This window comes from Psychrobacter sp. APC 3426 (genome assembly GCF_030408035.1).
Lineage (GTDB): Bacteria > Pseudomonadota > Gammaproteobacteria > Pseudomonadales > Moraxellaceae > Psychrobacter.
Map to the genome: position 1 here is coordinate 53,820 of NZ_JASDCF010000008.1, position 15,697 is coordinate 69,516.

A 15,697-nucleotide genomic window follows, 5' to 3' on the forward strand; every position below is an offset into this window, starting at 1 on the left:
GTTTAAGGAAAATAAACATGCAACGTTACCCCATGACTCCGCAAGGACACGCGGCTTTAGAAGCCGAATTAAAACAGCTAAAAAGTGTCGACCGCCCACGCATCACCGCTTCTATCGCTGAAGCTCGTGAACATGGCGACTTAAAAGAAAATGCTGAATATCATGCTGCTCGTGAGCAACAAGGCTTTTGTGAAGCGCGTATTCGTGATATCGAAGCCAAACTTGGCGCTGCGCAAGTGATTGACCCTGCCACGCTACCAAAAGATGGTCGTGTGGTATTCGGTGTGAGCGTGGTTATCGAAAACATGGACACTGAAGAAGAAAAGCGCTACCAAATCGTTGGTGACGACGAAGCGGACTTTAAAGCGGGTAAAATCTCGGTCAACTCACCTATCGCTCGTGGTCTTATCGGTAAGTTTGAAGGCGATGAAGCCCGCATAGAAACGCCAAAAGGCATGGTCGAATACGAAGTGATGAAAGTTATTTACGACTAATATGACAGACTTTTCTGCGCGTTTTTATAAAAAATAAGTGTTATAAAAGCATTTCTCTATAACAGTTACACAATGTCACTTTTATAGTCAATTTGTTTTGACGCATAATCGTTAAAGACTAAAGCGCGAAGCACAGTTTTTATGTACTTCGACTAAAAATAATGACGGCGTGATAGTTACACTTAACTGTCATCAATACTCAATACCCTCGTTATTTGGCATGCCTTACCGTGTCATTTAACGGGGGTTTTGCTTGTTTAGGCATTATTTTTTGCTGCTTTTTATTTTTTGCAACTGCCACATTTACTGTTATTTTAAAGGAGTCTTTTATGACCTTAACATCGATATCTATTGTTACTGCTAAAAAAACAGTCATTCAAAAAACATCAATAGCCACGGCTGTCTCTTTGTTTTTGACCGGTGCACTATTTGCCGCCTCTTCAGTACATGCCGCGCCTGAAGTGACCATCAACTCATCTGCTAATGGTAGCACTACCGTTGTTGAGCAATATTCTGATGGTAAAACCGCGACCATTACTGCAACGCCAAACGGCATTACGATGCAAGATGGTATGCCGTATGCCGTGACTCAAGTGACCACTGTACCACGCTATGTCATTCGACAAAGTGGCAATAACACTGTTGTGACGCAAGGCAGCACGACTGTCACCAGTGTGCCTGTGACCGATAGAGCGACCAATACCGTCTCTAAAGTCGATGTCATTACGACGCCAATTAGCACCAATACTATTAATACTGCTACCACTCATGTGCTACCTGTCGCCTCTGCGTCTCAGTTGCCAGTCATAAACACACCAGCGACGACAGTAATCACTAATCAGCCTGTTAACAATCAACCTGTCGCCAATCAAATCGTATCTACCTCTTTAGAGACCTTGCAGTTGACCCCGACCTTTAGCACCCCAGATGTCGTGCAGGCGCAAACCAAAGTGATGAAGATATTAAAAAATAAAGACGGTCGTGAAATGGCGGTGCCGGCCAACCATATCGCCCCAGGTGACGTCATCGAATACCACACCACTTATACCAATACTACCGCGCAGCCAGTCAATGACATCAATGCAATGGTGTCACTGCCGAATGGCGTACAGCTGGTGTCACTAAACAGTCCATTACCAACGCTTGCGACTACGGGCGGTGACAGCTATCAAACCATCCAGCAAGTTGGTAATACTGTGGTTATCAAAGAAAACTACTCTGGACTAAAATGGAACCTAGTCAATCTTGATGCCAATGCGGCACAGACTGTGGTCATACGCGCCAAGGTTCAATAAAAATAAAGCTGAGGTTGAAACTCAAAAAATATTAAAGTTAATAAAAGGTCTTGTGGGCTAAGTATTTAGTCCACAAGACCTTTTTTTTGTGCCGGCGGTTTGCTCATGAATATGGTGTAGTCAGTGAAAAGTAATATCGATACATCACGCGCTGCTGATATCAATTTTTCTTGCTTGCTGTGCCTGCGCAGACAGAGGCTACAAAAAATTAATATCAGCAATACCTTAGCGTTTTTAGGATATTTTGACTATAAAACGCTACTTTAAGCTTAAGATATAACTGCTTGATACAATGGCAGAAATAGCTGAGCTTTTAGAAAATATCATTTTTCTTTATATAGAATTGGTCTATTGATGAGATTATTGAGTTTTGTCATAAAAAAGATAAAACCAAAACCAAAGATTGAGGTAGTAAGCACTCTTATCATGTTTTGATTGAAAACTAAACTTTTGGTATCTTCGTAAGTTATTTGCAGATCCTCCTCTCCTCCCTCAACTTCCAAAACGACTAATTGCGGTAACTTATTCGATGCGCCTAAAAAACTAGGCTGATGGTACCAACCGACTCTTGCGTACTTACCAAGCCTAGGTTCAAGGTATGTAGGACCCATACATGACCCAGAGTTAATAAACCCAAATACATTATAGCTACAGCCATAAAGCGTTATTTTCTTGGGATTTTCGATAGATTGTAAGGCTATACTAAACCCCGTATCAGTGATGATACCCTTAGTATATTGGAGCTCCGACGCTTGCGGAAAACCTCTACCCTGCCATTCCAAAAAATTGAGTACAATGAAAAAAGAGATAAAAGAGACATTTAGAAACGTATCGAACTTTTGAGATGCTGATTTTTCTTTAAATTTCTTAAGCATGAGGTTTTCTTTAAAATTTTAGTCCTATGAGTTTATAGACTCAAGGTTAGAATGGCTACTAGAAAAGTGGCTTATGGATGAAGCGACAAAGCTTAGCTTCTGAATAAATGCGAAGCCACTGTTTACCATATTACATATTCACAGTACGACACTATCTGTCGTGTTGTTTTATAAATTATCCTATAAATACAATGACTTAACTGCAAATTTGATAAAATAGTCTTTCATTAATTCATTGGTAACTACCACTTATGGCAACCATCAATTATGAACGACTCCAAGGCAAGCTTAATATCTTAGCGGACGCTGCTAAGTATGATGTCTCTTGCTCATCCTCTGCTGGCACTCGCAAAAACCAAGGAGGTGGCCTCGGTGACGCCTCCGCAACGGGTATCTGTCACAGCTATACCGAAGATGGTCGCTGCGTTAGCTTGCTGAAAATCTTGCTGACCAATCACTGTATTTATGACTGCGTGTACTGTACCTCACGTAAAAGCAATGACACGCCGCGTGCCGCTTTTAGTGTCGAGGAAGTGGTCGATCTAACCATGCAGTTTTATCGTCGTAACTATATCGAAGGATTATTTCTCAGCTCAGGCATCTTTAAAAGTGGCAACTACACGATGGAGCGACTGGTCGAGGTCGCTAAGATATTGCGTACTCGTGAGCGCTTCAATGGTTATATTCATCTAAAGACCATCCCCGGTGCTTCAAAAGAATTGCTGTTAGAAGCTGGGCTTTATGCAGACCGTCTCAGCGTCAATATCGAGATTCCCACTAAGTCTGGACTTGCTTTGCTCGCACCAGAAAAGTCGCATGAGCAATTAAAAGCACCGATGGAGACGGTAAGAGAGGAAATAATTACCATCCGTGAAAGCCGTAAAACGCATAAAAAAGCACCAAAATTCACCCCAGCTGGTCAAACCAGCCAGATGATTGTTGGTGCTAGCAATGAGACCGACTTGCAGGTGATTCAGCTATCGAGTCACTTCTATAAACAGTATGATCTCAAGCGTGTCTATTACTCTGGTTACGTGCCGATGTTGTCTGATAGTCGTCTGCCAGCGATTGGCACGCCTGTGCCGATGATACGTGAAAACCGTTTGTATCAAGCGGATTGGTTAATGCGTTTTTATGGTTTTGGTGCTCATGAAATTGTGGAACCAGAAGCACCCTTTTTAGATTTGGACTGTGATCCAAAACTGGCTTGGGCCATTCGTCATCGCGAGCACTTCCCCGTCAATATTCAAACGGCGAGCTACGAGATGATTGTACGTATCCCAGGCATCGGTACTAAAACGGCTAAAAAAATAGTAAAAGCACGTAAGTTCAATCAGTTGACGCTTTATCATTTGAAAAAGATGGGTGCTGCGGTCAATCGCGCCAAATATTTCATCGCTACTACAGGTAAAAACGAGCATCTGTCTCATTTAACCCGTGATAACTTCCGTCAATACGTGCTGGCACAAACGCAGACGAAATATAAAGATCAGCGTAGTGGACAGTTGGCGTTGTTCTAAAACCCTTTACATCAACGTTTTAGATAGATGTTTAGAAAAATCATCTTTAAATTATCTATAACATTTTAGAGTTATCTTAGGATAGACGATGTCGCAACTTGCCCAACACACAACGTATTCTGTCGGTCAATTAACGCCTAGCATTGTGCTTTATGAGCCAAGTTTTGAGGGTTGGCTGAGCGCTGTATTTTACATTTATGAAAACAGGTTACAAGACGATGAAGCATTACAACTGACCGCTCAGGACTGTTATGTACCCTCACTAATAGCTGAGGCGACGAGCGTTGAAACGGATGAAGATAAAGCCGAACGTGTACTGATAAAGTTAAATAAGCTATTAGGTCGCTCAGGTATGCGTAACTTACTTTGGGGGTTTTTATCTGAGAAAGACAATATCGGCACGACTTTATTTCAGGTAGCTAAATATGCTATCGACTACCCTAGCCGCCATATTATGCAAGACTTAGGTAATCTAGATGTGCTGGAGTTGGTACAGACGGTAAAGTCTGTCGGTCGTGAGAAGCATCGTATGGAAGCTTTTGTGCGGTTTGAACATACCACTGATGACATTTACTTTGCCCGCGTTGAGCCTGACTTTAATGTATTGCCATTGATTGGTGAGCATTTTCGTCAGCGCTACCAAGACCAACACTGGGCGATTTATGATTTAGCACGCGGTTATGGTATTTATTATGATAAAAGCCAGAGCACATCGTCGTGTCCTGCTGCTTTGCAAACCATCACCGACCTGGATGATGCCGTCCTTCGTAATCCTGCCAGCATTCATAGTGAGGACGAACAGCGCTATCAAAAATTCTGGCAAGGATATTTTGCCAACGTCAATATCAAAGAGCGTAAAAATCCGCGTTTGCATAAGCAATATTTACCGCAGCGGTACTGGAAATACCTCAGTGAAAAGCAAGTGCTGCCAAATGCTGAGCATCTGCAAAAACGGCGCTGACCTTTCATTAAAGACTTTATAGTGCCTGCGGTGATAAAAAAATCTCTGCCAACATTATTTGTTACCGCTAATGAGCCTTCGTGGTTGAGTTTTTAGCGCTTTTAACTGACAATAGCAACTTGATATATTAATTGGTGGCCAACCTTATTATGATAGTTATGCGCTTACTGTCGTCCTTAAAGCATGATGAATCCGAGCGCGGTATTTTTCATCTTGGGCGCGCATTGGTGAAAAATGAGCATACCTCTATTATTGTCTCGAGTGCCGATGAAGACAACGATTTGGTCAAACGCCTCAAGCGTGATGGCAATATATACCATCGGCTTTATATGAATAAAAAATCATGGTTATCATTGCTACACGTCGCATCCCTGCGCCGTTTGATCGAAAAATACAACCCTGATGTGATTCATATTCACTCGCGCACGCCTGCCTGGATATTACATCTCGCTTTGCGCCGTACTCGCGTCAAGCGTATGCCAAAACTGGTCTCCACCATGTATGGCTTCTATCCGATTAATAAGTATTCGCAAGCACTGCTCGATGTCGACACCATTATCACCGTGTCCGATAGTGTCACCAACTATCTAAAAAAGGGACTGCGCCGTGAGGAAGCAGGCCCCAAAGTGATTAAACGCATTTATCGCGGTGTCGATACTCGCCGCTATCCCTATCGTCATAACCCCTCAGTCTATTGGCTGCGGCATACTTTTGCAGAGTATCCTGAACTTGAGCATAAAAAATGGCTGGTTTTTCCAACCATCATCGGCAATGAATATGGTCAAGAATGGCTGATTGATATTTTGGGAAATCTACAAGAGCAGTTTCCCAATATTCACGTGATTATTATGGATGAAGATTACCGCGAAGGTGATGTTGCGCATGAAGACTTTCGCCAACGTAGCAACACGCTTGGACTGTCTGAGCGCATCACTTATGTCGGTAGCAAACGCAATGACATGCGCGAGTGGCTGTCAGCCGCCAACATTGTGATGGCGCTTGCCAACGAGCCTGAATCTATTGGCATCAATGCTTTACAAGCGATACATTTGGGCACGCCGGTGATTGGCTGGGACCAAGCAGCATTTAGCGAGATTTTACAGCCGTTATACCCACAAGGCTTGGTCAAAAAATACAATGCCAAAGCCCTGTGTAAATCAGTTAGAAACCAGTTAGAAAGTGTGACTCGTCCTGAGATCACCACTAAATTTACCATGCGAGAGATGATTGAAGAAACCCTCGCTGTCTATCAGAATCTACACGAAGAAGCACTTGCAGAAGAGCAGGCAGCAGCCGATGCAGCGGCCGTCAAAAGAATCAATAAAAGCCTAAAAAAAGCGTCTCGCTCTATCCCTGAGTCTGCTTATGTAAAAATCGAACCCGCAGATAAAGCAAACAAAGTAAAACTCACTAAGATAAAACCTAAGAGAGTAGCAACACCTAAAGCGACTGATAGCTCTGCAGTAAGCAAAGCAGAAACAAGCATGTCAAAATCAGTAACTTCAAAGCCCGTCACATCAAAGCCTGTTGCCTCAAAGTCAGATTTATCGCAAAAAGAAGCCGCATCAGACTCAGAGATTATGGAAAATACCAAAAAGTAATAGCTAGGCCATGTCCTCACTTTAAATATGGTGATAAAAATGAGACCACGCCTTCATAACGATGCTACTTTTTAGCCTTTTGATCTAACAGTGATACATGTCAAGCAAAAAAAACGCCACTTCCATTACTAGAAGTAGCGTTAGATATTGTTAATCGCTGTTTCATATCGCAGCTTTCATACGAGATGTGTTAAAGCCTTGATTTAATATGTCGTCGGCGTATGGGCGCTTACGATACGGGTGATGCTATCGGTAGGATTAATAAAAGTATGCGGTTGAATGGTATCAATCACATAGCTATCACCTTGATTTAATAAATAGGTGCTGTCTTCGATACGAATAAGAATCTTACCTTCGATGACGGTACCAATCTCTTCGCCTTCATGAGCAATTTTTTCTTCTGTTGAGCTGTTTGGCTGATAGGTCTCAATCAAAAAACCCAAGTTCTTTGTGGTGCTACAGTTATAAACTTGTTTTAGCGATACTCTGCTATTGGCTTCGCTGAGTTCCAATAAGTCCTTTGGCGTCACAACCACTCTGGCTTTTGGCTCTTTCCATTCATCACTAAAGAATGTCGTCAAATCGGAGCCTAATACTGACAAAATTGCCTTTAGGGTATTAACCGCCGGGCTGACCTTATTGCGCTCAATAGAGCTGATGGAGGTATTGGTCAGACCTGACAGTCGAGCCAGCTTACGTTGTGAATACCCTTTGGCAAGACGCAGCTGATTAATCTTTTTACCGATGTCTTCTTCCACGGACGCGTCAGCTTCAGGCGTCTCTTTTGTGTCACATGCTATCAACTCACCATCAATACAGACACCTTCTGATTCAATACCAGTAGCTTTGTTGCCAGCAGTATCATTATCAGCGCCGTTATCTACTTCAGCATTAACGTCATCGTCAATGCCGTCATCAAGGATGATGCCATGGCTACTAATGGTTAAATTATCTGTATCTACCGTATTTTCAGTAATGCTACTCAGTGTTTTGTTTGCTGGCATAGTGAATGAATTCCGTGAATAGAAACTTGGACAAGTTATCTTGTGCATAGTTTAACTCAGGATGCCATTGCACACCAATCATAAATGGATGTTGCGACAAACTTATCGCTTCCACCAAACCATCAGGCGCCAAGGCCTCGACAAATAAGCGCTCACCGACTTTATTGATGGCTTGCTTATGTAACGAGTTGACGTGCCATTTTTCACCAAACGCAGCAAGCCTGCCCTCAGGTTGAATAATAACGTCATGAACAGGCTGATACTGCACCTCGAGCGGCTGCGTATTGTCTTCTAAATGCGGCTCATAAAATCCCTCTACTTCACGCCAATCAGGATGCAATGTGCCCTTAAAGTGGACATTCATCTCCTGTAAACCTCGGCACACTGCCAATAGCGGAGTGTCCGTCTTGTCTGCATGAGCCAGTAATTTAAAACTGAGCTCATCACGACCCAAGTCTTCTTTTGCTTCTGTGTGAGTTGCGCCATAGCGTGTTGGCGCCACATTACTATAGCTGCCGGTCAACAAAATGCCGTCTGCTATCTCCAATAACGTATCAAAGTTTTCACTATCAGCAGCCGTATTTGGTAGCAGTATTGGATTGCCACCATAGAAGTTTACGGCATCGATATATTTTTGATACACCGCTTGTGACGGTTGGCCATCTACCATCTTATGGCAAGAAACAATGGCAATAATCGGTTTAGAATTTTTCATATTATCTTTCCTAATTGTAACAGACAGACCAAATCGTCTCGACTGCCACTCCTTTGTATAGCTAGAATTTATCACAAGACTTTGATATATGTAAACTATAAACAACAATAATATTCTTATAATCATAAAATTGATGAAATAACAGCTGTTTTTGGATAATATTAAATAAAAATTGACAACTTTAGTTTTCATCAATATATTGGAAGTCATCAACCAGATATAGAACATAACCTATACATTGACTTTGGTTATGGCGCTTACAGCAAATTGGTCATAAGTGATTCATATCATGATAAAAAAAATACAGTCGAGGCGAGTAACGACTCATTAACCATAAAAACCATTACTCAATACTTTATAAGCGCTGGTAATGCGCAGAACATTTAAACAAGAGTAACGAGCAGTAAAAACAGACTCAACTCAACAACCCAAGCAATGCAAAATATTCATAGGAAGAATAGACATGATGACAACCAATGGAATGGTCGAATCTGCAAACAACACCGAGTACGTCTATGTTGCAGCAGGTGATATTAATGGCTTACTTCGTGGTAAGCGTATTCCCTTTAATCTAATGAAAAAAGCAGAAAACGGTAGCATCCGCTTGCCTTTGTCTATTTTAGGTGTCGATATTTGGGGCGCTGACGTCATTGAGTCTTCGCAATCTAATGGTGATATCGATGCCATTGCCCGTCCTACAGGCCGCGCCGCTTATCCATTGCTCAATACCAGTGCGCCCTCATCGCTTCTACCCGTTTGGCTTTATACCGAAGACAATGAACCATACTACGGCGATGCCAGACACGTTCTAGATTACATCAGCAAAAAATTCAAAGCACTTGGATTGACACCAGTGATGGCCACTGAGCTTGAGTTTTATTTGGTTGACTACACAGAAGGCGAAACCCCAAGACCGCCTATTCGTCCAAAAAGTGGACTGAGATTGAATAAAACCTCGATTTTGAGTATCAATGATTTATTACAGTTCGATGAGTTTTTAGATGAAGTTTATGCTCAATGTGAAAAGCTTGATATTCCTGTTGATGCCGCTTTAGCCGAAAATGGTTGTGGTCAGTTTGAGATTAACTTATTACACGTCGATGACCCCTTAAAAGCTGCTGATGACGCCATTTTATTCAAACAAGTGGTCAAGTCGGTCGCTGCACGCCGTAAGCTAACCGCCACATTTATGGCAAAACCATTTGGCCTGCAGTCAGGTAATGGCTTCCACGTGCATTGCAGCTTGCTTGATAAAGAGGGCAACAATGTCTTTGATGATGGGTCAGATGAGGGCTCAGACATACTGCGTCATGCCGTTGCCGGTTTGTTAAAAACCATGTCAGATTGCACCTTATTATTTGCACCGCATGTCAATTCATACCGCCGTTTTACCCCAGGTACGCTGGCACCAAATAACGTCTCATGGGGTTATGAAAATCGCACGGCAGCAGTACGTATTCCTGGTGGCGACTCTAGAGCACGTCGAATCGAACACCGTGTCTCTGGTGCAGATGCCAACCCTTATCTGGTCTGTAGCGCTGTCCTAGCTGGCATGCTGTACGGTATTGAAAACAAGCTTGAGGCGCCAGAACCTATCAACAGTATTACTTATAACGAAGCAGAATTGAAAACCTTGCCTCTAGACTGGCTATCAGCCATTCGTCAATTTGAGAGCAGCGATGTCATTGACGCTCTATTCCCAAGCGAGATGATTGAGCTGCTCATCGCTGTCAAAAAGCAAGAAGCCAAGCGCTTTGCTCAGCAAGTGACCAATCTTGAATACCTCACCTATTTACAGGATGTCTAATATGTCAAATAGCAATGCTACGCCACCTATCGATCAGAACACTCAGCCAAGTAAGCCATCTAATAATACGCGCAATATCCCGCATTATTCAGACAAAGGCCAATACCCTGACAGCTACTATGCGGCCAGCCGTAATCCTAAGCCTGATAGACCTACCTTGAAGAATGACATTCAAACTGAAATTTGTGTGGTCGGTGGCGGTTATAGTGGCTTATCCACTGCGCTGCATCTGATTGAGACCAGTCATGAGGTCGTGGTATTGGAAGGTGCACAGATTGGTTGGGGTGCATCAGGGCGCAATGGTGGTCAAATTGTCAATGGTCTTAACGCCAGCCTACAAAAGATTAAAAAATCCTATGGCCAAGAAAATGCAGACTTCGTCGGTCAGCTAGTGACTCGCGGTGGCAAAATCATTCGCCGATTTATTGCTGATTACAATATTGACTGTGATTTAAAAGAAAAAAACATTTTTGCCGCTTTAAACAATGGCCAGTTAAAAGATTTGCAGGAAACGCATGCACTGTGGGAAAGCCATGGTATGCATGACCGCGAGATGTTAGATAGGCGTGGCATTCAAGAGCACATTAAAACAGATGCCTACGTGGGCGGTGTTATCGATCACTCTGGTGGTCATTTCCACCCACTGAACCTCGCGCTTGGTGAAGCAGCGGCGGTCGAGCAAGGCGGCGGCACCATTTATGAGAACACCTTAGTGGTTGATATTGAGTATGCAGATGACTCTATCAAAATCATCACCGAATTTGGCACCGTGACTTGTAAACAAGCGGTGCTGTGCGGCAATGCCTATCTTAACAAGGTCATTCCCAAGCTGACTGATCGCGTCATGCCCGTATCGACGCAGATTATCGCCACTGAACCTTTGGGTGATTTGGCAGACCAATTACTACCAACTGACGTCTGTGTCGAAGATGTTCGCTATATCCTTGATTACTATCGCCTTTCTGCTGATAAGCGCATGTTATTTGGCGGCGGTACAGTCTACGGTGGTCAAGATCCAGCGGATATCACGGCTAAAATCCGACCAAACATGAATAAGATTTTCCCAGAACTGCGTGATGTCAAAATCGACTATGCCTGGAGTGGCAACTTTGCCTTGTCGTTTTCTCGCGTACCGCAGATGGGCAAGCTACATGATCGCGTATATTTTGCTCATGGTTACAGCGGTCATGGTGTGACAGGTTCGCACTTATTTGGACAGATACTGGCGGATGCCATCAATGGCAAAACCAAAGAGTTTGATACCTTTGCCAAGATTCCTTGGATTCCGTTCCCAGGTGGCAGGGCACTACGAGTGCCCTACTCTGTCATGGGTTCATGGTGGTACGCGCTCAAAGATACCACGGGTATGTAAACACATAAAAGGCTTGAATAATAAACATTGAATACCGTGTTTTTATTATAAAAGCGGCTGTTACATCGACCTATCATAGCAACGGATTGTTGTGATAGGGCGTGATAGAGAGTTGATTCGCTACTGTCTATCGCGCAACACCAAGTAGTAGAGTTTGTTCTAAAAAAACAATGTGGTTTTACAGGGAGTGTATGTATGAACATGAAACTCACTGATGCTGTCGAAGGACAGTATCATAACAAGCGAGTATTTCTAACACTGATAGTGGCAGTCGTCATCTATCTGGCTTTTGCTTGGCTATCTACTAGCCGTGACCCAGGTGAATCTTGGGGTGCTTTATCTTTACTGCCAACATTATTGGTACTAGTGACTGCCATTGTCTCTAGACGACCTTTTGAGTCTATGATTGCAGGCTGTGTCGCCGGCCTTGTTATGCTCAATCCTTTTGATTTAATCTCTCCTTTTGCAGACAATATGTCGATGGTACTGGGTAATGAAACCATTATCTGGATTGTCTTGGTTTGTGGTTTGATGGGCGGTCTTATTCAACTGCTTGAAATCAGTGGCTGTCTCGATGGGTTTAGTGAATGGTTACAAAAAATCATTAAGTCACGTCGCCAATCATTGCTAGCCACTTTCGCCTTGGGTGTGGTGGTTTTTATTGATGACTATTTGAACTGTCTAGCAGTATCTACTTCAGTCAAAAAGCTCACTGACGTTTACAACGTTTCTCGCGAAAAACTGGCTTATATCGTCGATTCAACTGCAGCACCGATGTGCATCATCGTCCCTATCTCGACTTGGGCAGTATACTTCGCGGGTCTATTAGAAGAGAACGGCGTCGCTGGAGATGGTGAAGGCATTGGGCTTTATATCAGCGCCATTCCTTTTATGGCCTATGCTTGGTTTGCCCTTATCATTGTATTCTTGGTTGCTTATGGCATTCTAGGCGATTGGGGTCCAATGAAAAAAGCTGAGGCTCGCGCCAAAGCCGGTAACCCTGTCCCTGAAGCCTTTGTAGAAGAACAGTTGGTCTCAAACGTTCAAGCAAAACGCAAACTGTCCTTCAAAGCAAATATTATGAACTTTGCTTTCCCAATGATTTTGTTGATTATCTCAACCGTTTATTTTGAGATCGATCTGTTACGCGGGGCACTATTGACCTGTTTTGTGACCGTTGTTGTCTATTGGGTTCAAGGTATCTTGAGCTTTGAGACACAGGTTGAGGCAATCTTTAAAGGCTTTAAAGTCATGCTTTATCCACTATCGACTGTGGTTGGTGGCTTTTTCTTAAAAGCAATCAATGATGAGCTTGGTATGACCATGTATGTCATCGACGCTATCACGCCCTACATGACGATTATCATTTTCCCTGCGGTCATCTTTGCGGTCATGGCTTTTCTAACTTTTGCAACCTCATCAAGCTGGGGTTTGTATGTTTTGGCCATGCCAATTGTCTTCCCAGTATCGATGGCACTCGGCGTTAGCACGCCACTCATGATTGGCGCATTGTTGTCAGCGTCATCATTTGGTAGCCATGCGTGTTTCTTCAGTGATTCATCGCTATTAGCAGCACAGGGCGCTGGTTGCTCTCCTATGCAGCATGCCTTTACGCAGTTCCCCTATGCGATGCTTGGTGCAGTATTGTCCGTCGTGACCTTCCTAGGTTTGGGCTATATGATGGCGTAATGATGGTTTAGCATAGATGAGCATGGTCATCATATGATTAGAGTATGGGCAATTACGGATTGGTGGTTGCCCATTATTCACTTTTACAAGCCGCTTTTTTCTTTATTACAATATCTTCTTTACTATTCGAGCGTATGTATTCAACTCTAAAAGGATTTAGGTTATGCGAAACGTAACGATTGCGACCACCCAAATGACGTGTGGCTGGGATATTCAGCAAAATATCAATACCGCCACTGATTTAGTGACCAAAGCTGCTAAAGCTGGTGCCAACATTATCTTGCTACAAGAGTTGTTTGAGACACCCTACTTCTGCCAGCTTCATGACTTTAATTACTTCAAACTTGCGACCACAGTCACTGATAATGCTGCTATCAATCACTTCAAAAAACTGGCTAAAGCACTAAAAGTGGTAATACCGATTAGTTTTTATGAAAAGTCAGGCAATACTTTTTTTAATAGCGTGACTGTCATCGACGCTGATGGTGAAATACTGGGTACGTATCGTAAGACTCACATACCAGATGGTATTCCTTATGCCGAAAAGTTCTACTTTACTCCTGGTGATACCGGATTTAAGGTTTGGAATACCAAATACGCTAAGATAGGCGTCGGTATCTGCTGGGATCAATGGTTCCCTGAGTGCGCCCGTAGTATGGCGCTGATGGGCGCCGAGATACTTTTTTATCCGACTGCGATTGGTGATGAGCCAACACTGGGTATCGACTCAAAAGGTCATTGGCAGCGCTGTATGCAGGGACACGCCGCCGCCAACCTCATGCCAGTCGTCGCTGCTAATCGTATCGGCACAGAAACCATCAGCCAAAATGGTAATGACAGCACGCTAGAATTCTACGGCAGCTCATTTATCACCGATGGTCGCGGCGAGATTATCCAAGAATCATCGAAGGATAAAGAAGACGTGATTACTGCCACTTTTGACTTAGACAAACTGGCAATCGAGCGACGTCAATGGGGTGTCTTTCGTGACCGCCGCCCTTCTATGTACGGCGCGTTACTGAGCCACTGATAATGCTTACTGAGGTAAACCCATTATCTTGAACACTGTTTTGCCCGAAAACAAGGTACTTTATATGTCATCACTAGCGAATCCACCCATCACGATCACGGGCTCAACGCCACGGGAAGATGGTTTTTATATGCCAGCGGAATTTGAGCCAATACAAAAGGTATGGATGGTATGGCCATATCGAGCGGACAACTGGCGTCAAGAGGCTACTCCTGCAAAGAAGGCCTATGCTGATGTTGCCTTGGCAATTAAGGGATTTTGTGACGTTAGCGTACTGGTCAATCCTGCTGACTATCAATCTTGCCGCGATAGCTTACCTAATAATATCGACGTTATATCTATGCCCAGCAATGATGCGTGGGCACGTGATATTGTCCCGACATTCCTAATCAATGATAAAGGTGAGCTGCGCGCCTGTGATTGGACATTTAATGCGTGGGGCGGAGCCTATGATGGTCTTTACTCACCTTGGGATGACGATGACAAGTTGGCGGCACGCTTATGTGACTATCTTGGTATTAGACGCTACCGCACCGATGGTTTTGTCATGGAAGGCGGCGCGTTTCATGTTGATGGCGAAGGTTCGCTGTTGACCACACGTATGTGTCTGCTGAGTCCAGGACGCAATCCGCATCTAAACGAGCAGCAGATTGAGGACAAACTAAAAGCCTATCTCAATGTTCAAAAAGTGCTGTGGATTGATGAAGGTATCGATCCTGATGAAACTACCGGTCATATCGATGATATTGCCTGCTTTGCCCGTCCCGGTGAAGTGGTTTGCTTATTCACTGATGATCCTAGTCATCCTTTTTATGATGCTACGCAAAAAACCTACCAGCAGCTATCAAATATGACGGATGCTAAAGGCAGACGTTTGAAAGTTCACAAGCTTTGTTGTACTAAAGACCCCGTAACTTTGCCTGAAAATTATGACGTTGAGCAGTCTGATGATGCTAAACCACGTCGTACAGGTGATATATGTATCGCTTCGTATGCCAATTTTTTGATCTGTAATGATGCCATTATCGTACCGCAATATGATGATATAAATGACAGTTTAGCCATTGCGCAGCTTGAAAAAGTCTTTCCTCGTCATCATGTAATGGGAGTACGGACGAAAGAGATTGTCTTTGGAGGCGGTAATATCCATTGTATTACCCAGCAGCAGCCAGCTGTCAAGCGATAACACTAGAATGTTGGTAGACTCGCTAAAGATACTTTTTTAGTATGGTTTAGCATATTTTCAAAATAAGCCTTACCGATTACAGAATGACTGACAATCATAAGAACTATCCACGCGCTTTATGATAAAAAATAAAGTATTTAGAAATATA

Annotated in this window: 12 protein-coding genes and 1 pseudogene; 10 read left to right on the forward strand and 3 right to left on the reverse strand. The window is 43.4% G+C overall.

All coding sequences use genetic code 11. The features are described 5' to 3' along the window. Nucleotides 1-17 precede the first annotated feature (17 nt). Together greA and QL919_RS06345 are read left to right on the forward strand one after the other, a co-directional pair. A complete protein-coding gene (gene greA / locus QL919_RS06340; protein WP_290188732.1) occupies nt 18-494 on the forward strand; it encodes a transcription elongation factor GreA in 477 nt (158 codons plus the stop codon). A gap of 329 nt (nt 495-823) precedes the next feature. Beyond that, nucleotides 824-1,789, forward strand: coding sequence for a hypothetical protein (locus tag QL919_RS06345; RefSeq protein WP_290188733.1), 966 nt, complete (start codon nt 824-826; stop codon nt 1,787-1,789). Nucleotides 1,790-2,112: 323 nt separating this feature from the next. Here the strand turns inward: QL919_RS06345 and QL919_RS06350 are convergent, their stop codons facing one another. Next, entirely contained in the window at nt 2,113-2,664 is a 552-nt protein-coding gene (locus tag QL919_RS06350; RefSeq protein ID WP_201583961.1) for a hypothetical protein, read from the reverse strand. Nucleotides 2,665-2,915: 251 nt separating this feature from the next. On the opposite strand from QL919_RS06350, the gene QL919_RS06355 reads away from it, so the two are divergent. The 3 genes and pseudogenes from QL919_RS06355 to QL919_RS06365 all read left to right on the forward strand — a co-directional run. Beyond that, entirely contained in the window at nt 2,916-4,184 is a 1,269-nt protein-coding gene (locus tag QL919_RS06355) for a putative DNA modification/repair radical SAM protein (protein WP_290188734.1), read from the forward strand. A gap of 88 nt (nt 4,185-4,272) precedes the next feature. Next, on the forward strand, nt 4,273-5,145 hold the full coding sequence (locus tag QL919_RS06360; RefSeq protein ID WP_290188735.1) for a TIGR03915 family putative DNA repair protein: 873 nt from the start codon (nt 4,273-4,275) through the stop codon (nt 5,143-5,145). A gap of 149 nt (nt 5,146-5,294) precedes the next feature. Next, nucleotides 5,295-6,416: pseudogene (locus QL919_RS06365) on the forward strand (glycosyltransferase); the annotation flags it as partial. Nucleotides 6,417-6,949: 533 nt separating this feature from the next. On the opposite strand, the gene QL919_RS06370 reads toward QL919_RS06365, so the two are convergent. Next, nucleotides 6,950-7,750, reverse strand: a complete 801-nt coding sequence (locus QL919_RS06370) for a cupin domain-containing protein (protein ID WP_290188737.1) — start codon at nt 7,748-7,750, stop codon at nt 6,950-6,952. Further along, nucleotides 7,725-8,465 (reverse strand): gamma-glutamyl-gamma-aminobutyrate hydrolase family protein, encoded by a 741-nt coding sequence (locus QL919_RS06375; protein WP_290188738.1) that lies wholly within the window; start codon nt 8,463-8,465, stop codon nt 7,725-7,727. Before QL919_RS06375 ends, QL919_RS06370 begins: the two co-directional genes overlap by 26 nt. Nucleotides 8,466-8,928: 463 nt before the next feature. On the opposite strand from QL919_RS06375, the gene QL919_RS06380 reads away from it, so the two are divergent. The 5 genes from QL919_RS06380 (at nt 8,929) to aguA (ending at nt 15,549) form a co-directional block, all read left to right on the forward strand. Next, nucleotides 8,929-10,272 carry a glutamine synthetase family protein gene (locus tag QL919_RS06380; RefSeq protein WP_290188739.1) on the forward strand — a complete coding sequence of 448 codons (1,344 nt, stop codon included), beginning with the start codon at nt 8,929-8,931 and terminating at the stop codon, nt 10,270-10,272. Nucleotide 10,273: 1 nt separating this feature from the next. Then, nucleotides 10,274-11,644 (forward strand): FAD-binding oxidoreductase, encoded by a 1,371-nt coding sequence (locus QL919_RS06385; protein ID WP_290188740.1) that lies wholly within the window; start codon nt 10,274-10,276, stop codon nt 11,642-11,644. A gap of 195 nt (nt 11,645-11,839) precedes the next feature. Continuing rightward, nucleotides 11,840-13,333 carry a Na+/H+ antiporter NhaC family protein gene (locus QL919_RS06390; RefSeq protein ID WP_290188741.1) on the forward strand — a complete coding sequence of 498 codons (1,494 nt, stop codon included), beginning with the start codon at nt 11,840-11,842 and terminating at the stop codon, nt 13,331-13,333. A 163-nt stretch (nt 13,334-13,496) separates the two neighbouring features. Further along, nucleotides 13,497-14,363 (forward strand): N-carbamoylputrescine amidase, encoded by an 867-nt coding sequence (gene aguB, locus QL919_RS06395; protein ID WP_290188742.1) that lies wholly within the window; start codon nt 13,497-13,499, stop codon nt 14,361-14,363. 64 nt (nt 14,364-14,427) lie between these two features. Beyond that, complete coding sequence (gene aguA, locus QL919_RS06400; protein ID WP_290188743.1) at nt 14,428-15,549, forward strand: agmatine deiminase; 1,122 nt, start codon at nt 14,428-14,430, stop codon at nt 15,547-15,549. The last annotated feature ends 148 nt before the right edge of the window (nt 15,550-15,697 follow it).